The sequence below is a fragment of the Zoogloea sp. JDB1 genome (assembly GCF_056724025.1).
Window position 1 is genome coordinate 3,405,222 of record NZ_CM161496.1, and the last position, 18,802, is coordinate 3,424,023.

The 18,802-nt window shown below is 65.6% G+C and carries 18 protein-coding genes; 17 read left to right on the forward strand and 1 reads right to left on the reverse strand.

The features are described 5' to 3' along the window. Positions 1–12 precede the first annotated feature (12 nt). From AC1PPK_RS15365 to AC1PPK_RS15425, 13 genes are all read left to right on the forward strand, one after another. The gene (locus tag AC1PPK_RS15365) at positions 13–1,137 is read left to right on the forward strand and encodes a BMP family ABC transporter substrate-binding protein (protein ID WP_481113904.1); all 1,125 of its coding nucleotides are present in this window, start codon (positions 13–15) and stop codon (positions 1,135–1,137) included. Between the two features lie 3 nt (positions 1,138–1,140). Further along, positions 1,141–2,187 (forward strand): ABC transporter permease, encoded by a 1,047-nt coding sequence (locus tag AC1PPK_RS15370; RefSeq protein ID WP_481113905.1) that lies wholly within the window; start codon positions 1,141–1,143, stop codon positions 2,185–2,187. Then, positions 2,180–3,115: an ABC transporter permease gene (locus tag AC1PPK_RS15375; protein WP_481113906.1), complete on the forward strand. Its 936-nt coding sequence runs from the start codon at positions 2,180–2,182 to the stop codon at positions 3,113–3,115. The genes AC1PPK_RS15370 and AC1PPK_RS15375 overlap by 8 nt, the downstream gene beginning before the upstream one ends. A gap of 31 nt (positions 3,116–3,146) precedes the next feature. Further along, on the forward strand, positions 3,147–3,830 hold the full coding sequence (biuH, locus tag AC1PPK_RS15380) for a biuret amidohydrolase (protein WP_481113907.1): 684 nt from the start codon (positions 3,147–3,149) through the stop codon (positions 3,828–3,830). Positions 3,831–3,834: 4 nt separating this feature from the next. Then, positions 3,835–5,424 carry an ABC transporter ATP-binding protein gene (locus tag AC1PPK_RS15385; protein ID WP_481113908.1) on the forward strand — a complete coding sequence of 530 codons (1,590 nt, stop codon included), beginning with the start codon at positions 3,835–3,837 and terminating at the stop codon, positions 5,422–5,424. 13 nt (positions 5,425–5,437) lie between these two features. Continuing rightward, complete coding sequence (locus AC1PPK_RS15390; RefSeq protein ID WP_481113909.1) at positions 5,438–6,118, forward strand: cysteine hydrolase family protein; 681 nt, start codon at positions 5,438–5,440, stop codon at positions 6,116–6,118. Continuing rightward, positions 6,115–6,498, forward strand: a complete 384-nt coding sequence (hpxZ, locus tag AC1PPK_RS15395) for an oxalurate catabolism protein HpxZ (protein ID WP_481113910.1) — start codon at positions 6,115–6,117, stop codon at positions 6,496–6,498. Before AC1PPK_RS15390 ends, hpxZ begins: the two co-directional genes overlap by 4 nt. A gap of 4 nt (positions 6,499–6,502) precedes the next feature. Further along, a complete protein-coding gene (locus AC1PPK_RS15400) occupies positions 6,503–7,237 on the forward strand; it encodes a GntR family transcriptional regulator (protein ID WP_481113911.1) in 735 nt (244 codons plus the stop codon). A gap of 108 nt (positions 7,238–7,345) precedes the next feature. Continuing rightward, entirely contained in the window at positions 7,346–8,320 is a 975-nt protein-coding gene (locus AC1PPK_RS15405; RefSeq protein ID WP_481113912.1) for a tRNA dihydrouridine synthase, read from the forward strand. 9 nt (positions 8,321–8,329) lie between these two features. Then, positions 8,330–9,025 carry a tRNA (guanine(46)-N(7))-methyltransferase TrmB gene (gene trmB / locus AC1PPK_RS15410; protein ID WP_481113913.1) on the forward strand — a complete coding sequence of 232 codons (696 nt, stop codon included), beginning with the start codon at positions 8,330–8,332 and terminating at the stop codon, positions 9,023–9,025. Then, entirely contained in the window at positions 9,022–9,735 is a 714-nt protein-coding gene (locus AC1PPK_RS15415; protein ID WP_481113914.1) for a UPF0149 family protein, read from the forward strand. Before trmB ends, AC1PPK_RS15415 begins: the two co-directional genes overlap by 4 nt. 3 nt (positions 9,736–9,738) lie before the next feature. Continuing rightward, positions 9,739–10,071 carry a YkgJ family cysteine cluster protein gene (locus AC1PPK_RS15420; protein ID WP_481113915.1) on the forward strand — a complete coding sequence of 111 codons (333 nt, stop codon included), beginning with the start codon at positions 9,739–9,741 and terminating at the stop codon, positions 10,069–10,071. A 96-nt stretch (positions 10,072–10,167) separates the two neighbouring features. Beyond that, the gene (locus tag AC1PPK_RS15425) at positions 10,168–10,401 is read left to right on the forward strand and encodes an RNA-binding S4 domain-containing protein (RefSeq protein WP_481113916.1); all 234 of its coding nucleotides are present in this window, start codon (positions 10,168–10,170) and stop codon (positions 10,399–10,401) included. Between the two features lie 179 nt (positions 10,402–10,580). Here AC1PPK_RS15425 and AC1PPK_RS15430 read toward each other — a convergent pair whose 3' ends face one another. After that, positions 10,581–10,964, reverse strand: a complete 384-nt coding sequence (locus tag AC1PPK_RS15430; RefSeq protein ID WP_481113917.1) for a YchJ family protein — start codon at positions 10,962–10,964, stop codon at positions 10,581–10,583. A gap of 191 nt (positions 10,965–11,155) precedes the next feature. On the opposite strand from AC1PPK_RS15430, the gene AC1PPK_RS15435 reads away from it, so the two are divergent. From AC1PPK_RS15435 to AC1PPK_RS15450, 4 genes are all read left to right on the forward strand, one after another. Beyond that, positions 11,156–13,702 (forward strand): sensor histidine kinase, encoded by a 2,547-nt coding sequence (locus AC1PPK_RS15435; protein WP_481113918.1) that lies wholly within the window; start codon positions 11,156–11,158, stop codon positions 13,700–13,702. Positions 13,703–13,709: 7 nt separating this feature from the next. Beyond that, the gene (locus tag AC1PPK_RS15440; RefSeq protein WP_481113919.1) at positions 13,710–14,096 is read left to right on the forward strand and encodes a response regulator; all 387 of its coding nucleotides are present in this window, start codon (positions 13,710–13,712) and stop codon (positions 14,094–14,096) included. Between the two features lie 216 nt (positions 14,097–14,312). Next, the gene (gene acnB, locus AC1PPK_RS15445; protein WP_481113920.1) at positions 14,313–16,922 is read left to right on the forward strand and encodes a bifunctional aconitate hydratase 2/2-methylisocitrate dehydratase; all 2,610 of its coding nucleotides are present in this window, start codon (positions 14,313–14,315) and stop codon (positions 16,920–16,922) included. Between the two features lie 166 nt (positions 16,923–17,088). Then, the gene (locus tag AC1PPK_RS15450) at positions 17,089–18,714 is read left to right on the forward strand and encodes a methyl-accepting chemotaxis protein (RefSeq protein ID WP_481113921.1); all 1,626 of its coding nucleotides are present in this window, start codon (positions 17,089–17,091) and stop codon (positions 18,712–18,714) included. Positions 18,715–18,802 lie beyond the last annotated feature (88 nt).

Here is an 18,802-nt window from a genome sequence, read left to right on the forward strand (position 1 = left end):
GAGAGAACAACCATGTCTCAAACCCGTTTCTCCGCCGGCCGTCGCGACATCCTCCGCATCCTCGGCACCGGTGCCGCGGCCAGTGCCTTGCCCTTCGGCATCGGCCTGGCCGGCGCGGCCGACAAGCTGGTGGTCGGCGTGATCTACGTCGGCCCGCGGGATGACTTCGGCTACAACCAGGCCCAGGCCCAGGCGGTGGCGGTGCTGAAGAAGATGCCCGGCGTGAAGGTGGTGGAGGAAGAGAAGGTGCCGGAGACGGTGGCCGTGCAGAAAACCATGGAGGCCATGATCAACCAGGACAAGGCCACCTTGATCTTCGCCACCTCCTTCGGCTACTTCGACCCCCACGTGCTGAAGATGGCCGAGAAATACCCGAACGTGCGCTTCGCCCACTGCGGCGGCCTGTGGACGGCGGGCAAGCACCCGAAGAACGTGGGCAGCTTCTTCGGCTACATCGACGAATGCCAGTACCTGGACGGCATCGCGGCGGCCTCGGCGAGCAAGAGCAAGAAGCTCGGCTTCATCGCCGCAAAGCCGATTCCGCAGGTGCTGCGCAACATCAACGCCTTCCTGCTCGGTGCGCGCTCGGTGGACCCGAAGGCGACGGTGAAGGTGATCTTCACCGGCGACTGGTCGCTGCCGGTCAAGGAGGCCGAGGCGGCCAACAGCCTCATCGATCAGGGCGTGGATGTGCTGACCTGTCACGTGGACAGTCCCAAGGTGATCGTCGAGACCGCCGAGCGCCGCGGCGTGTACAGCTGCGGCTACCACGCCAGCCAGGCCAAGCTGGCGCCGAAGGGCTACCTGACCGGTGCGGAGTGGGACTGGCAGACGCCCTACACACAGATCGTCAAGGCGACCCTCGACGGCAAACCGATGATCAATTTCCTGCGCGGCGGGCTGAAGGACGGCTTCGTCAGGCCGTCGCCCTTCGGGCCGGCGGTGTCGGCAGACGCCAAGAAAAAGTCCGAGGCGGTCAAGGCGGCGATGTTGAAGGGCGATTTCCCGATCTTCAAGGGGCCGTTGCTGGACAACACCGGCAAGACGGTGATCCCCGCCGGCAAGGTGCTCGGCCAGCAGGATCCCTTGCTGGAGAGCATGAACTATCTGGTCGACGGTGTGATCGGGCAGGTTTGAGCCATGGACGCCGCCATGAACCGCGCCATGCGCGCCGTTGCGCCGCTGGCGCCCTTTACCGCCGCGGCGCTGGCTGCCGCGCTGCTGTTCGCGGCCTTCCTGACGGCCCAAGGCTTCGAGGCGCCGGAGGCGCTGGGGCTGGTGGTGGAGGGCGCCTTCGGTTCCGCCTTCGCGTGGCAGAACACCCTGGCGCGCGCCGCGCCGCTGATGCTCACCGCGCTCTGTGTGGCCCTGCCGGCCCGCGCCGGACTGGTGATCATCGGCGGGGAAGGGGCGTTGGCGCTGGGTGCGCTGGCGGCGGCGATGGTGCCGTCCCTGACCGCCGGCTGGCCGGCCCTGCCGGTGCAGCTGCTGATGGCGCTGGCGGGCTTCGTGGCCGGCGGGGCGTGGATCGCCGCGTCGGCCTGGCTGCGCCACGTGCGAGGTATCAACGAGACCATATCCAGCCTGCTGCTCTCCTACATCGGCATCGCGCTGTTCAATTTCCTGGTCGAAGGCGTCTTGCGTGATCCGGCCAGCCTCAACAAGCCTTCGACGCCGCCGCTGCCCGACGCGGTGCTGATCGGTCCGCTACCGGGCCTGGAGGTACATTGGGGCCTCGTTTGGGGCGTACTGGCCTGCGCGGCGGCGTGGTTCCTGCTGAAGCGCACGGTGTTCGGCTTCTCGGTCGGCGTCGTCGGCGGCAATCCTCGGGCGGCGCTGATGGCCGGCCTGCCGGTCGGCACGCTGCTGATCGCTGCCTGCTTTCTGGGTGGTGGCGCGGCCGGAGTGGCCGGGATGCTGGAGGTGGCCGCGGTGCATGGCAGCGCCAATGCCTCGCTGCTGGCGGGTTACGGCTACGCCGGCATTCTGGTGTCCTTCGCCGCCCGCCACAACCCGCTGGGTATTGTCGCCGGGGCCATCCTGGTGGGCGGCATCGGCGCGTCCGGCAGCCTGCTGCAGCGGCGTCTGGACCTGCCCGATGCCGCCGTGCTGGTGTTGCAGGGTGCGCTGTTCGTGGCTTTGCTGGCTTTTGAAACCCTCAACCGGAAAGGAGCCCGCCGTGTCTGAAACCACTGACGGTCTGGCTTTCGGCAGTCTCGCGCTGGCCCTGCTCGGCGGCGCCTTACGGGTCAGCACCCCCTTCCTGTTCGTCAGCCTCGGGGAGTGCATCACCGAGAAATCCGGTCGCATCAACCTGGGCCTGGAAGGTACGCTGGTGCTGGGGGCAATGGGCGGCTACGGCGTCGCGCTGCTCACTGGTTCGCCGTGGTTGGGCGTGCTGGCCGCCGGGCTGTGCGGGGTGCTGATGGGCCTGCTGCACGGCGCGCTGTGCTCCCTGCCAAAGGTGAACGACATCGCCGTGGGCATCGCGCTGATGCTGTTCGGCACCGGGCTGGCCTTCTTCCTCGGCAAGCCATTGATCCAGCCCCAGGCTCCGATGCTCCCGTCCGTGGAGCTGGGGGCGTGGAGCGACAGCGAGCAGCTGCGCTCGGCGCTGCGCATCAACGTGCTCCTGCCCCTCGGGCTGGCGCTGGCGGGTCTGCTGCACTGGGGCTTCCGGTCCAGCCGCTGGGGGCTGGCCCTGCGCCTGGTCGGCGACAACGCGGCGGCAGCGCGGGCGCTGGGCTATCCGGTGGTTCCGATCCGTATCGGGGCGACGGCGGCCGGTGGTTTTCTCGCCGGGGTCGGCGGCGCCTTCCTGTCCCTGTATTACCCGGGCAGCTGGAACGAGGGGCTGTCCAGCGGGCAGGGGCTGATGGCGGTGGCGCTGGTCATCTTCGCCCGCTGGAGCCCCTTGCGCTGCGCACTGGCAGCGCTGCTCTTTGGTGCCGCCGGCGCCCTTGGCCCGGCGCTGCAGTCGCAGGGCATCACGGCCGGCTACTACCTCTTCAACGCGGCGCCCTATGTGCTGACCCTGGCCCTGATGGCGGCCAGCTGGACGCCGGGGCAGACCCTGGCCGGTGCGCCCGGCGAGCTGTCATTCACCCAGCGCTGAATCCACGACAACCCTGGCAGGAGCTTCCCGCATGACCGCTTTCCACCTCGAAGCCGATCCCTATCCCTGGCCCTGGAACGGCGACCTGACGCCGGCCAACACCGCGCTGATCATCATCGACATGCAGACCGACTTCTGCGGCGTCGGCGGCTACGTGGACAAGATGGGCTACGACCTGTCCCTGACCCGGGCGCCGATCGAACCGATCAAGGCGGTGTTGGCGCGCCTGCGCAGCCTGGGCTTCTTCATCATCCACACCCGTGAGGGGCACCGTCCGGACCTTGCCGACCTGCCGCCCAACAAGCGCTGGCGCTCCCAGCGCATCGGCGCCGGCATCGGCGACGCCGGGCCCTGTGGGCGCATCCTGGTACGCGGGGAGCCGGGCTGGGAGATCATCCCCGAACTGGCACCGCTGCCCGGCGAGGTGGTCATCGACAAGCCGGGCAAGGGCTCGTTCTACGCTACCGACCTGGAGCTGGTTCTGCGCACCCGCGGCATCAGCAACATCATCCTGAGCGGCATCACTACCGACGTGTGCGTGCACACCACCATGCGCGACGCCAACGACATGGGCTTCGAGTGCTTGCTGCTGGCGGACTGCTGTGGCGCCACCGACCACGGCAACCACCTGGCGGCGCTGAAGATGATCAAGATGCAGGGCGGGGTGTTCGGCGCGGTTTCGGATTCCAGCACCTTGCTGGCGGCGCTGGAGTAGGGCCATGGACGCGCTCACCCATACCCTGCTGGCCGCCGACGTGCAGGACCGCGGCGCAGCTGTCGAGGCCTACCGGGTCACCAAGCGCTTCGGCGCCCTGACCGCCCTCGACGAGGTGTCCCTCAAGGTGGAGGCCGGCAGCTTCCACTGCCTGCTCGGCGAGAACGGCGCCGGCAAGAGCACGCTGGTGAAATGTCTGGTCGGCTACCATCCGCCGGAGGAGGGCAGTTTCCTGGTGGATGGCCGCGAGCAGGCCATCCGCAGCCCGCGGGACGCCCAGCGCCTGCGCATCGGCATGGTCTACCAGCATTTCACGCTGGCGCCGGGCATGACGGTGGCCGAGAACCTGTTGCTGGCCCGCGGCGACCTGCCGCTGCATATCGACTGGCGACAGGAGAAGGCAGCTCTGGCAGCCTTCCTGGACAGCACGCCGTTCCGCCTCGACCTGAACGCGCGGGTGGCCGACCTGGCTGCCGGCGAGAAGCAGAAGCTGGAGATCCTCAAGCAGCTCTACCTGGGCCAGCGCCTGCTGATCCTCGACGAACCGACCTCGGTGCTGACCCCCACGGAAGCCGACGAGGTGCTCGGCCTGCTGCATGGCATGACGCGGGATGGGCGCCTGACGGTGATGATGATCACCCACAAGTTCCGCGAGGTGAGCGCTTATGGCGACAGTGTCACGGTGCTGCGGCGCGGCAAGCTCGCGGGCAGCGGCAGGGTCGGGGAACTGAGTACCCAGGACATGGCTGAGATGATGGTCGGCAGCGCGGTGTCGGTGGCCACTGCCCCACGCCGGCGGGCCGCCGATGCGGGGCGAACGGCCGGGGACATCCGCCTGGCGGTCGACGGCCTGTGCGCCGACAACGACCGGGGCATGGTGGCGGTGCGCGAGCTGGACCTTGTGGTGCGCGCCGGCGAGATCGTAGGTATCGCCGGCGTTGCAGGCAACGGGCAGAAGGAACTGGTCGAGGTGCTGCTCGGTCAGCGCAGCGCGCGCGGTGGTGCGGTGAGCGTGGATGGCGAAACCTACGGCGCAACGCGCGCCGAGCTGCGCCGCCACGGGGTGTTCAGCTTGCCTGAGGAGCCCTTGCGCAATGCCTGCGTGCCCAACATGAGCGTGGCCGAGAACATGGGGCTGCGGGACTTCGACATCGCGCCGTTCTCCGGCGGCTGGGCCAGCCTGCGGTTCCTGCGCCGCGGCGCGCTGACGCGCCGAGCGAAAGAATGGATCGAGGCCTTCGACGTGCGTCCGCCGGACCCGTCTGCGGCCATCGAGAACCTGTCCGGCGGCAACGTCCAGCGCGCCGTGCTGGCCCGCGAGCTGTCCGGCGCGGTGCGCCTGCTGATCGTCGCCAACCCGGTGTTCGGGCTCGATTTCGCCGCCACCGAGGCGATCCACCGCCGGCTCGACCAGGCCCGCAACGACGGTGCGGCGATCCTGCTGGTCAGTGAAGACCTGGACGAGCTGCTGGAGCTGTCCGACCGCATCCTCGTGATGTCGGAAGGGCGCATCGCTCACCAGGCGCTGGCCGGTTACGTGGATGTGGCGGAGATCGGCCGCTGCATGGCCGGGCATGGGGCGGGGGGCCACTGAGGAGATGAGCGCCATGATCCACATCGACGCACGCCCCTACGGCTTCAGCTTCGCGCCGACAAACACCGCGCTGATCGTCATCGACATGCAGCGGGACTTCATCGAACCCGGCGGCTTCGGCGAGAGCCTTGGCAACGATGTGTCGCTGCTGGCCGCGATCGTGCCGACGGTGGCTGTGCTGCTCGACGCCTGTCGGCGCCACGGCATCACGGTGATCCATACCCGCGAAGCCCACCGGCCCGACTTGTCGGACTGTCCGCCGGCCAAGCGGGGGCGGGGCGATGCGGCGCTGCGCATTGGCGATGCGGGGCCGATGGGGCGCATCCTGGTAACCGGTGAGCCGGGCAACGACATTCTGCCGGCCGTGGCGCCGCTGCCTGGCGAGATCGTCATCGACAAGCCGGGGAAAGGGGCCTTCTACGCTACCGCCTTGGGTGAGATTCTCCGGCTGAAAGGGATCACCCATCTGCTGTTCGCGGGCGTGACCACCGAGGTCTGCGTGCAGACCACCATGCGCGAGGCCAATGACCGGGGTTACGACTGCCTGCTGGTCGAGGACGCGACCGAAAGCTACTTTCCGGCCTTCAAGGCCGCCACCATCGACATGATTGTCGCCCAAGGCGGCATCGTCGGCTGGAGCGCGCCGCTGGCCGCGCTGACGGCCGCCCTCGAATCCCCGAAAGCGAATCCATGAGCGCGCCCGCCATCAACCTTCCCCATGTGGTCGCCGAACTGGGCGCTGTTTTCGAGCGTTACGAAAGTGCGCTGATCGCCAACGACGTGGCGGTGCTCAACGCGCTTTTCTGGGACAATCCGCTCACCGTGCGCTTCGGCATCGCCGAGATCCACTACGGCGCCGATGCCATCCGTAAGTACAGGGAGCAGTTCGTTCCCCCTCCCAACATGCCGCGACAACTCCGCAACCTGGTGATCACCACCTTCGACGAGAACTTCGCTACTGCCGACGTGGAATTCCTGCGGGACGGCGATCCGGTCGGCCGCCAGAGCCAGACCTGGGTGCGCTTCCCGGAAGGCTGGCGGGTCGTCTCGGCCCACGTGAGCATGCTGACCTGAGCCCATGGGCAACACCAGCCGACCCAAGGAAAACGCCCTCGCCAACCGGATCTACCAGCAGTTGAAGGACGAGATATTCTCCTTCCACCTGTTGCCGGGGGACCGCTTCACAGAGACTCAGGTGGCCGAGCGCTACGGGGTGTCGCGTACGCCGGTGCGCGGCGCGTTGTACCGGCTGGAGCGGGAGGGCTTCCTGCAGGTCTATTTCCGCAGCGGCTGGTCCGTCCGCAGCATCGACTTCGAGCGCCTGGACCAGCTCTACGACCTGCGCGTCGTGCTCGAGGACGCGGCGGTGAGCCGCATCTGCGAGGCGCCACAGACCGTGGACCTGTCGGCGCTGACCGAGGTGTGGCTGGTCGATCCCGCGGAACGTTTCACCGACGGCAATCGCGTCGCTGCGCTGGACGAAGCATTCCACCAGGGCCTCGTGCAGGCCACCGGTAACCGGGAAATGGCTGCCGTGCATCAGGACGTCACCGAGAAGATCCGCATCGTGCGCCGCCTGGACTTCACCAATCCGGCGCGCATCCAGGCGACCTACGACGAGCACGCCCAGTTGCTGCGCCTGCTGATCCAGCGTAAGGCGGCCCAGGCGAGCATCCTGCTGCGCTCCCACATCGAGGCCAGCAAGGCCGAGGTGCGCAAGATCACGCTGCACAACCTGCATGCGGCACGGCAGCAGAATCTTGCGCAGGGGCAGACCGCAGCAGCGGTGGAGGAGCAGGGCGCCGGCCACTGACCGGGCGGCGGCCTTTCTTCTCCGCCAAGGGCTTGAAAAACCTGGGATCGGCTCGCCGATTCGCCGTAGAATCGCGCCCTTCGACCGTGAGCAGTGTGTGTGAAATAGATGGGAAGACTGTTGCTTGCGCCCATGGAGGGGCTGGCCGATTACCTGCTGCGCGACGTGCTGACCAAGGTGGGCGGCTACGACGGCGCGGTGACGGAGTTCGTCCGCGTCTCCGGCAGCCTGCTGCCCCATCGTACGTATCGCCGCATCAGCCCGGAGATCGACAACGGCGGACGGACTTCCGGCGGCACGCCGGTGGTGGTCCAGTTGCTCGGCAGCGATCCGGCTGCTTTGGCCGAGAACGCCGGGCGTCTGTGCGAGCTGTCGCCGCCGGGCGTCGATCTCAATTTCGGCTGCCCGGCCAAGACCGTCAATTCCCACGGCGGCGGCGCCATGCTGCTGGCCGATCCCGAATGTCTGTACCGAATCGCCGGCGCAGTGCGCCGCGCGGTGCCGCGGCACATTCCCTTCACCGCCAAGATGCGTCTTGGCGTGGAGGACACCTCCCTGGCGCTGGACTGTGCGCGGGCGCTGGAGGCTGGCGGTGCTGAAGGCCTGGTGGTACACGCCCGCACCAAGCGCGACGGTTACCGTCCGCCGGCCCATTGGGAGTGGATCGCCCGCATCCGCGACGTGGTGAAGCTGCCGGTGGTGGCCAACGGCGAGGTGTGGAGCGAGGACGACTGGCAGCGCTGCCGCGCGGTGAGCGGCGCGGAGGACGTGATGCTCGGCCGCGGCGCGGTGTCCGACCCCTTCCTGGCGCGGCGCATCGCCGCCGGTGCCGAGGTGCCGGCCGACCGGGATGCGGAGTGGAGCGAGCTGCTGCACCTCATTGGCGACTTCTGGGAACGCGTGCAGCTGAAGGTCGAGTCGCGCCACGCGCCGGGGCGCCTGAAACAATGGATCAACATGCTGCGGCGCAATTTTCCCGCCGCCGAACTTCTCTACCAGGACCTGCGCGCCCAGCCCGAGTGCCGGGCCATCGATCACGTCCTGCGACGCCATGGCGTGCCGCTGCTGCAGGCCGCCGCCTGATTCATACCGATGTACGCCAATTCAAAGATTCCCGAGAGCGCCCAGCAGGGCGTCCATGAACATCTCGTCGAGCGGGTGGCCAAGCACGCCAGCTGCGAGTTCCGCAAACCCGTCCTCGACCACAACAAGGCGGCCTTCGAGGCCAGCCTGGCCGGCTGGGACGGCAAGGCGCCGCTGATCCTCGACTCCGGCTGCGGCGTGGGCCACAGCACCATCCAGCTGGCGCGGGCCTTTCCCGACCACTGGGTGATCGGCGTGGACCAGTCGGAAGACCGCCTGAGCCGCAAGAAGCCCTACCCGGACGCGCTGCTGCCGAAGAACATGATCTTCGTGCGCGCCGACCTGGTGGACTACTGGCGCCTGATGGCGGATGCCGGCATCCGCCTGACGCGGCATTACATCCTCTATCCGAACCCGTGGCCGAAGATCGGCCACCTGGCGCGGCGCTGGCACGCGCATCCGGTCTTCCCCTTCGTGCCGCGCCTCAGCGGACGCCTGGAGTGCCGCAGTAACTGGAACATTTATGTGGAAGAATTCGCCATTGCGCTGGGGCTGCTGATCGGCCGCCAGCTGCCGTGGGAGTCCTTCGAGGCGCCGTCGCCGCTGACCCCTTTCGAACGCAAGTACCGGGATTCCGGCCAGACCCTTTACCGGTGTGTGGTGGAGCTCGATCCCCAACCGACCCTGGAGGAAAACCCGCAATGACCACCGCCCAATCCATGCCGCTGACCGAAGAGGAACTCGAGCAGCTCGAAGAACTGCTGGTGTCGGACGAAGTGCCGGCCGACTGCATGAACATGGAGATGCTCGACGGCTATCTCGCAGCCATCGTCGCCTCCCCGCTGCCGATCCCTGTGGAGGACTGGCTGCCCGCGGTGTGGACCGCCGAAGAGGGCGAGGTGGGCTTCGGCTCCGGCGCGTCCCTGCAGAAGGCCATCGAGCTGGTGCTGCGCTACTACAACGACCTGATCGAGATGATCGGTGACGAAGAGGGCGACGAGGAAGGTGAAGCCGAAGGCTGGCAGCCGTTCTGCTACGCTCAGGGTGGTGACGACGACCCCGCCATCGGCGAGGAATGGAGCAACGGCTTCGAGCAGGGCTTCGAGATGTGGCCGTCCGAGTGGCCGGACAAGGTGAGCGACACATCCATCGCCGAGGCGCTGCTGGAAACCATCCTCGGGCCCGAAGAAGCAGTGGCAGTCCAACCCGACACAGAAGCGCAGCTGGCCGAGCTGGAAGAGAAGGGCTTCGCCGTCCAGCACCTCTACCAGAACTGGCGTGCGCTTGGCTTGCCGGCACCGGAACAGGTGGCCGTCAGCGCCGCGACGGGCGCTGCCAAGAGCAGCCCGGGCCGCAACGAGCCCTGTCCCTGCGGCAGCGGCAAGAAGTACAAGAAGTGCTGCGGGGCCGACTGAGCCGTGGCTGACCCGTGCCTGAGCTGTGGCGCCTGCTGCGCCAGCTTCCGGGTGGATTTCCATATCGCCGATCTGGAAACCACGCCCGGCGGCTGCGTGCCGGTGGCGCTGACGGTGCCGCTGACCGCGACCCTGGTGCGCATGCGTGGCACCGATGAGGCGGAGCCGCGCTGCATCGCGCTGGCCGGCGAGGTGGGCAGCGAAGTGAAGTGCACGATCTACGAGAAGCGTCCTGGCCCGTGCCGGGATTTCGCGCCCTACGCGGCCCTCAACATCGGTGACGCAGGCTGCGCGCGGGCCCGGCGGAGGCATGGCCTTGTGCCGCTCGGCGAGTGAATCAGATCCCGTTCAAGCCGCTTGGCGGCGCGATCGGGCTCTGACACAATCCCTGCCGACAGCAACATTTCCTTAACACACGCAAGGGGTGTCACCATGACCATTCGTTTCTCCGTTGAAGGCGAATTCATTCAGCTCGACCAGCTCCTGAAGGCCGTGGGCCTGTGCGGTTCCGGCGGCGAGGCCAAGCAGCGCGTGGCGGACGGCGACGTATTCGTGGACGGGGATATCGAGAACCGCAAGCGGGCCAAGCTGAGGCCAGGCCAGCGTGTGGACTTTGCCGGTGAAACCATCGAGCTGATTTCTGCGGATGTCTTGGCGGCCGTGTAAAAGCCAGGGTTCCGGTCTGACAAAGGGGCGAGCGAATCGCCCCTTTGTCGTTTGTGCCCGCCGAATTTCGCGGGCAGACCCGTCGAGGCGTTTCGCCTTATCGCCTCAGCGTTCCGGACGCCGACTCGATGTGAATCCAGACGATGTGGTGCGCGGAGAGGAGGGCGCTCCCGTCGATTTCAGCGCGGATGGATGTCCCCATCCGTATACAGCCAGCGCCCGTCGATGAGCACGAAGCGGCTGGTTTCGTGCAGCCGGTGGGCTCGGCCGCCGATCTTGTTGCGCGCCACGAATTCGACGATGGCGTGCTCCACATCCTGTTGCTGGTGGCGTTTTACCTCCAGCCCCAGCCATTTGATGGGAGGGTCGTCGGCGAGGTGCAGGTCGGCGGGCAGGAAGTCCGGATGCCAGGTGGCGCGCAGGTAGGCTTCGTTGCCGAGCGTGAACGCGGTATAGCGGGAGCGCATCAGGGCTTCGGCTGTGGGGGCAGCTACGCCGCCGTCGATGTAAGGGCCACAGCACGCGGTATAGGGGCTTTGGGAGCCGCAGGGGCAGGAGGACATGGGCGCGGAAGCTTCATGGGCAGGGCTCGCTATTCTCGGCGGGACTCCGCATCTGCGGCAAGGCGTATGGCAAGCTGTTTTCCTGTTTGAGATTTTCGGTGCCGGGCCGATAAGTCCCGAGGAACAAGAAATATCCGATCGATGATGGGGGCCGGCGGTCCTGGAGCGACACGCCGGCAATGGGGAGAGGTATGGCGTTCGGGGCATGGATGAAGGGGATCCGCGCCAAGTTGATCGCGATTTTCGTGGTCATCAAGGTGGTTCCATTGGTGTTGTTGGCCTTGCTGGCGTGGAGCATGGCGCAGAGGCTGGGTCAGAGCGTCAGCGGACAGGCGGAGTCCATGGCGGAAGCGATGCTGGCAACCGTCAAACAGGTGGGCGACGCCGCGACCGGCGATGCCATCCGTGCCCTCGACGATCGGGCCCGGGAGGGGATGGAGCGGTTGACCACCGATACGGCGCGGGCGGTCGCGGCTTTCCTCTATGACCGGGATTCCGATCTGCGGCAGGCCGCCGAGTTGACGCCCGATGCAGAGGCCTATCGGCGCTTCCTGGCTCATCGCAGCCGTACGCTCTACGGGCACGGCCGCTGGCAGCTGTCCGCGGACAAGACGCGCTGGGAGCCCGTCGAGCCTGAGACTCCCGACGCGAAGCTGGCCGCCGATCCGCGCCAGGCGCTGGGCGACAATGCCAAGGCCTTCAGCGCCCGGGCGCCCGAATTCCTCGGTATTCCCGAGCAGCGTCCGCTGTTCGTGGAGATGAGCTTCGTCGATCTGCAGGGACGGGAGCGCGTCAAGGTCACGACGGGAAGCTTGACCCAGCCCGGCCTGCGGGACGTGAGCCGCCCGGAGGGCACTTTCCTCAGGGCCGAGCATTACTGGCCGGAGCTCAAGCGCCTGAAACCGGGCGAGATCTACGTTTCGGATGTCATCGGGGCTTACGTAGGCAGCCGGGTGATCGGTGCCTACCTGCCGGAGAGCGCCCGCAAGGCTGGTGTCGACTTCATGCCGGAGGAATCGGCCTATGCGGGTACCGAGAACCCGGTCGGCAAGCATTTTCGCGCCATCGTGCGCTGGGCCATGCCGGTGGTGCAGGGCGGCAAGGTAACAGGTTACGTGACGCTGGCGCTGGATCACGACCACATCCGCCAGTTCACCGACCGCATCAGCCCGACGGACCGGCGTTACACGCAGATCAGCGACGCCATCGTCGGCAACTACGCCTTCATGTGGGATCACAAGAGCCGGGCGATCTCTCATCCGCGGGACTACTTCATCCCCGGTTACGATCCCACCACCGGCAAGCCGGTAGTGCCGTGGCTGGACCAGTCCCTGTATGAAGCCTGGCAGGCATCCGGCCAGTCGGCGCAGGAGTTCCTCGCTGGCGTGAAGCCTTTCGACGGACAGTCCCTTAAGAAGAAGCCGGCCTCCGCGCAGATCAAGGCCGGCACGGTGGCGCTGGATTGCCGGTACCTGAACTTCTCTCCCCAGTGCGCAGGCTGGAATCAGTTGACGGAGAAGGGGGGCTCAGGCTCTTTCGAGATCTTCTTTTCGGGCTTGTGGAAACTCACCACTGCTGCGGCCATTCCCTATTACACCGGCCAGTACGGCAGGACGCCGCAGGGCTTCGGTTTTGTGACCATCGGCGCCAATGTGGATGATTTCCATCGTGCAGCGACTGAGTCGGCCAAGCGCATCGGTGCCACCATTGCCGAGCGGGACCGGGACTTCCAGAACCGCCGCCAGGGCCTGCTCGAATCCATCGGGCGCAATCTGGCCGAAACGGCGACGGCGCTGGGGCTATCCACGCTGATGATGGGGGGCGTGGTGATCGTCGTCGCGATCTGGATGGCCCAGTTCATCACCCGGCGCATCACCGACATGGTCCAGGGGCTCGGTCGTTTCGAGAAAGGGGATATGTCCCACCGGCTGGACGTGCGTTCGGATGACGAGATGGGGCAACTGGCCCGCTCCTTCAACCGCATGGCCGACACTGTGCAGGAATCCTTCCAGCGCTCGGAGGAGGCGCGCAGCAAGGCGGAGGAGGCCTACCGGCTGAAGTCGGAGTTCCTCGCCAGCATGTCCCACGAACTGCGCACGCCACTGAATGGGATACTCGGCTATTCTGAATTACTGAGCCTGGAGCTGACGGAACCTGACCAGCGGGAGTTCGCGGCCACCATTCATAGTTCCGGCGAGCACCTGCTCAATATCGTCAATGATATTCTGGACCTGGCCAAGATCGAGGCCGGTGGAGTCGAGCTCAAGCCGTCGGATGTGGACGTGGGGCGTCTGGCCGGTGAACTGGTGGCTGCACACCGGGCTCATGCGCGGGCGAAAGGGCTGGAGATGGAACTGGATCTGGCCCCCGATCTGCCGGAAACGGTCCATACCGACGTCCTGCGGGTGCGTCAGGTGCTGAACAACCTGTTGAACAATGCGGTGAAATTCACCGAAAATGGCAAAATCGGCCTGCGGGTCAGCCGGGACGGTAGCCGGCTGGCCTTTGCGGTCTTCGATACTGGCCGCGGTATCCCGCCCGAAGCGCTGGAGCTCATCTTCGAAAGGTTCAGGCAACTGGATCATTTCGTGACCCGCGATCACGGTGGTTCGGGCCTCGGCCTCGCCCTGGCACGGGAACTGGCCCTGCTTCTGGGAGGCAGCCTGTCCGTAGTGTCAAAGCTCGGCGAGGGCTCGACCTTCATCCTTCATCTTCCTGTGCAGGAGCCCGGCTCCTGATTCATCCATGAGCGAGCAGTCTCCTGAGCAAAAGAAAGTCCTCGTTGTCGACGACAACGCCATCAACCGGCGTATTGCGGTTGCCTTCCTGACACGGCTGGGCTTGCAGACCCAGGAGGCGGCGGACGGCCCCACGGCGCTGGAGCGCCTCAATTCGGGGAGCTTCGATGTCGTGCTGCTCGACATCAGCATGCCGGGCATGTCCGGCCAGGATGTGCTGGCAGTGCTGCGGGCCGACCCCCGCCTCAGCGGGCTTCCCGTGATTGCCTATACTGCCCATGCATTGCCCGACGAAAAGCAGCGCCTGCTGGACGCAGGCTTCGACGAGCTGCTGATCAAGCCGATCACCTTCAAGGCCGTCGAGGACGCTTTGGTCGCCTGTTTCAGTCGGTAAGTACGTACGGTGCGGAAAGTGTAACCGGCCTGCAAAATTGGATTGGTGCAGCCGCACAATCCTCAGAGAAATAAAATATAATATATATAAGACTTGGCCCTGGTCATTCATAACAATGGTGCCAGTCCGTTAGGGAGAGGCGCTCCGGGCCTGTACCGGCCGGTCGCACGCGTCAGCACCACAGTCACGTAACCACCGTCTAGGAAGGATTTATCCATGCTTGAAGCCTACCGCCAGCATGTTGCCGAGCGCGCAGCCCTCGGTATCCCGCCGCTGCCCCTGTCGAAGCAGCAAACCCAAGCTCTGGTCGAGCTGCTGCAGAACCCGCCGGCCGGCGAAGAAGCTTTCCTGGTGGAGCTGCTGACCTACCGTGTTCCTGCCGGTGTGGATGACGCTGCCAAGGTGAAGGCCGAATTCCTGGCCAAGGCTGCCAAGGGCGAACTGTCCGTGGCCCTCGTGTCCCGCGCCAAGGCCACCGAACTGCTGGGCACCATGCTCGGCGGTTACAACGTCAAGCCGCTGATCGACCTGCTGGGCGACGCCGAAGTCGGCACCGTGGCCGCCGAAGGCCTCAAGAAGACCCTGCTGGTCTTCGACTTCTTCCACGACGTCGCCGAGCTGGCCAAGGGCGGCAACGCCAACGCCAAGGCCGTGATCCAGTCCTGGGCCGACGCCGAGTGGTTCACCTCCCGCCCCGAAGTGCCGGCCAGCCAGAAGCTGACCGTCTTCAAGGTTACCGGCGAAACCAACACCGACGACCTGTCGCCCGCTCCCGATGCCTGGTCCCGTCCGGACATCCCGCTGCACGCGCTGGCCATGCTGAAGAACCCCCGTCCGGGCATCGAAGCCGACGAGCCGGGCAACCGCGGCCCGCTGAAGCAACTCGAAGGCCTGGCCGCCAAGGGCAACCTGATCGCCTACGTCGGTGACGTGGTCGGTACCGGTTCTTCCCGCAAGTCCGCCACCAACTCGGTGCTGTGGTTTACCGGCGAAGACATCCCCTACGTTCCGAACAAGCGTTTCGGCGGCGTCTGCCTGGGCTCCAAGATCGCCCCGATCTTCTTCAACACGATGGAAGATGCCGGCGCTCTGCCGATCGAAATCGACGCCGGCCAGATGGACATGGGCGACGAGATCGAGCTGAAGGTCGATGGCGCCACCGGCAAGGTCACCGCTCTCAAGAACGGTGCCACCATCGCCGAATCCCAGCTCAAGACCCTCGTCATCCTCGACGAAGTCCGTGCTGGCGGCCGTATCCCCCTGATCATCGGCCGTGGCCTGACCGCCAAGGCCCGCGAAGCCCTGGGCCTGGCTCCGTCCACCCTGTTCCGCCTGCCGCAGCAGCCGAACGATCCGGGCACCGGTTACTCCCTGGCCCAGAAGATGGTCGGCCGTGCCTGTGGCCTGCCGGAAGGCAAGGGCATCCTGCCGGGCACCTACTGTGAGCCCAAGATGACCACCGTTGGCTCCCAGGACACCACCGGCCCGATGACCCGCGACGAACTGAAGGATCTGGCCTGCCTCGGCTTCTCCGCCGACCTGGTGATGCAGTCCTTCTGCCACACTGCCGCTTACCCGAAGCTGGTGGACGTCAAGATGCACCGCGAGTTGCCGACCTTCATCTCCACCCGTGGCGGCGTTGCGTTGCGTCCGGGAGACGGCGTGATCCACTCCTGGCTGAACCGCCTGCTGCTGCCGGATACCGTCGGCACCGGTGGTGACTCCCACACCCGCTTCCCTATCGGCATCTCCTTCCCGGCCGGTTCCGGCCTGGTTGCCTTTGCCGCCGCCACCGGCGTGATGCCGCTGGACATGCCGGAATCGGTGCTGGTCCGCTTCAAGGGCACGATGGCTGACGCCACTGCTCGCGGCATCACTCTGCGTGACCTCGTCAACGCGATCCCGCTGTACGCCATCAAGGCCGGCCTGCTGACCGTCGAGAAGAAGGGCAAGAAGAACATCTTCTCCGGCCGCATCCTTGAAATCGAAGGTCTGCCGGATCTGAAGGTCGAACAGGCCTTCGAGCTGTCCGATGCCGCCGCCGAGCGTTCCGCCGCTGCCTGCGCCGTGGCCCTGAACAAGGAGCCGATCGTCGAGTACATGCGTTCCAACATCACCCTGATGAAGTGGATGATCGCGGAAGGCTACGAAGACGCCCGCACCCTGAAGCGCCGCATCAAGTCCATGGAAGACTGGATCGCCAACGGCACGCTGCTGAAGGCCGACGCCGCCGCCCAGTACGCTGCCGTGATCGAGATCGACCTGGCCGACGTGACCGAGCCGATCCTGGCCTGCCCGAACGATCCGGACGACGTCAAGGTGCTGTCCGAAGTCGCCGGCGACAAGATCGACGAAGTGTTCATCGGCTCCTGCATGACCAATATTGGTCACTTCCGCGCCGCGGGCAAGGTGCTGGACGGCAAGTCCGATATCCCGACCCGTCTGTGGATCGCTCCGCCGACCAAGATGGACGCCCTGATCCTGACCGAAGAAGGCTATTACAGCGTCCTCGGCAAGGCCGGCGCCCGCATGGAAATGCCCGGCTGCTCCCTGTGCATGGGTAACCAGGCACAGATCCGCAAGGGTTCCACCGCAGTGTCCACCTCGACCCGTAACTTCCCGAACCGCCTGGGTATCGACACCCGCGTTTACCTGGCTTCCGCCGAACTGTCCGCCATCGCAGCCCTGCTGGGTCGCCTGCCGACCGTTGCCGAATACCAGGAAAAGGTTCAGGCGGTTAACGCCAAGGCGGCCGATGTCTACCGCTACATGAACTTCGACCAGATCCCGGCCTTCGTTGAAGTCGCCGATACCGTCGAGGTCTGATGTCCAGCAGATAGGCCTCGTTAGGTCCTTGAAAACCCGCATCGTTGCTGATGCGGGTTTTTTTTGATTGCCGATCGTGAATTGTTAGCGCCTTTGAGAGCTAACTCATTGATGAAAGAAGAAAATTCTGCCAGAGTAAAAATCCATCAATCATTACCACAAAAGCATGCTTTCGAGCCTGAAAATCCGCTACCGACTGGCCTTGCTCGTCCTCGGGGCGTTGTTGTTGATGCTTGCGACAGCTGGCTATGGCCTGATGATCCTGCGCGGCTCGATCCTCGAAGACAAGCGCATCGAAACGCGAGAAATCGTCGACCTTGCCTACAGCATCGCCGAGCACTATGGCAAGCAGGCGGAGAGCGGCAAGCTCACCCAGGAGGAGGCGCGGGAACGGGCGCAGGTCGAAATTGCCGCGCTACGCTACGGGGGAGGCAATTACTTCAGCCAGTACGACACGACATACCGAATGGTCCGGCATCCCTTCAAGCCGGAACTGAACGGGAAGGATCAGAGCCAGCTGAAGGACAGTACGGGCAAACGCATCGTCTATGAACTGGTCGAGGCCGCGAGGCGCGGCCAGGGCGAGTTTGTCGAATACCTGTGGCCGCGTGCGGCCGACAAGACCCCACAGCCCAAACTGGCGACGGCCCGGCTGTATGCGCCGTGGGGGCTGGTGGTAACTTCCGGCATCTACATCGACGACGTCGATACCCAGTTCCTCCGGGCTGCCGGGGTGATCGGCATCGGTATCGCCTGCGGCATCCTGCTGCTGGTGATCCTCTCCTGGTTCATCGCAATCAGCATTGCCCGGCCCTTGACCCAGTTGAGCGACGGCATGCACCAGGCTGCCGCCAGCGGCGATCTGAGTCGGGCGATCGACGTAGGCAGCGGTGCCGAGATCGGCGCCATCGCCCGAGCCTTTAATGCTCTGCAGCAGAAATTTGGAGAGATCATTCGCGACATTTCCTCCAGTTCGCAACAGGTCCTTGCTGCCTCCGAGCAATTGACCAACAGCATCCAGCGCATCGAGCAGAGCAGCACGCGGCAAAGCGATGCCGCTGCGTTGACGGCCAGCACCATCGAGGAGGTCAGCCAGAGCATTGCCAGCACGACCAGCAGCCTGCAGCAATTGACCGGGATTGCCGGCTCATCACGGCAATTGACGCTGGAAGGACGCAGCGTCGTTGCCCAGGCCTCAAGCGAAATGAGCCGCATTGCCCAATCGATCTCCGGCACCGCCCAGGCAGTCGACCAACTCGGCGAAGAATCCCTCCGCATTTCGGACATCGTCGCCGTCATCCGCGAGATTGCCGATCAGACCAACCTGCTGGCGCTCAATGCTGCCATCGAGGCGGCCCGCGCCGGTGAGTCAGGCCGTGGCTTCGCCGTCGTCGCCGACGAAGTGCGCAAGCTGGCTGAAAGAACCGCCCAGTCAACCGGTCAGATCACCAGCATGATTGGCTCAATCCAATCGCGTACCGAGCAGGCGGTCAAGGAAATCGGTCTGGTTTCGAGCATGGCGCTGAACGGCGTGACGCTGGCGGAAAAGGCCGGCGATTCCGTTACCAGCATCAACGGCAGCGTCGGCGAAGTCAGCCAGATCGTCGCCGACATCGCCCGTGCCGCCGAGGAACAGCACACCGCCAGTGCCTCGATCTCGGGCCATATCGAAGACATCTCCCGGCAGGCCTTCGAGAACACCTCAGCCATCCACGACGTTGCTCGGGCTGCACAAAGCCTGGAGGCAATGGCGGTAAAAATGCGCGAGCGCATCGCCCGCTTCCACGTCTGATCGCCTGGCTAAAGATCGGCACCACTATTTGGCCAGCCGGCTCGACAAGCACAATCCGATGCTGTCTGGTGCCGTTCGGACAAGTGGA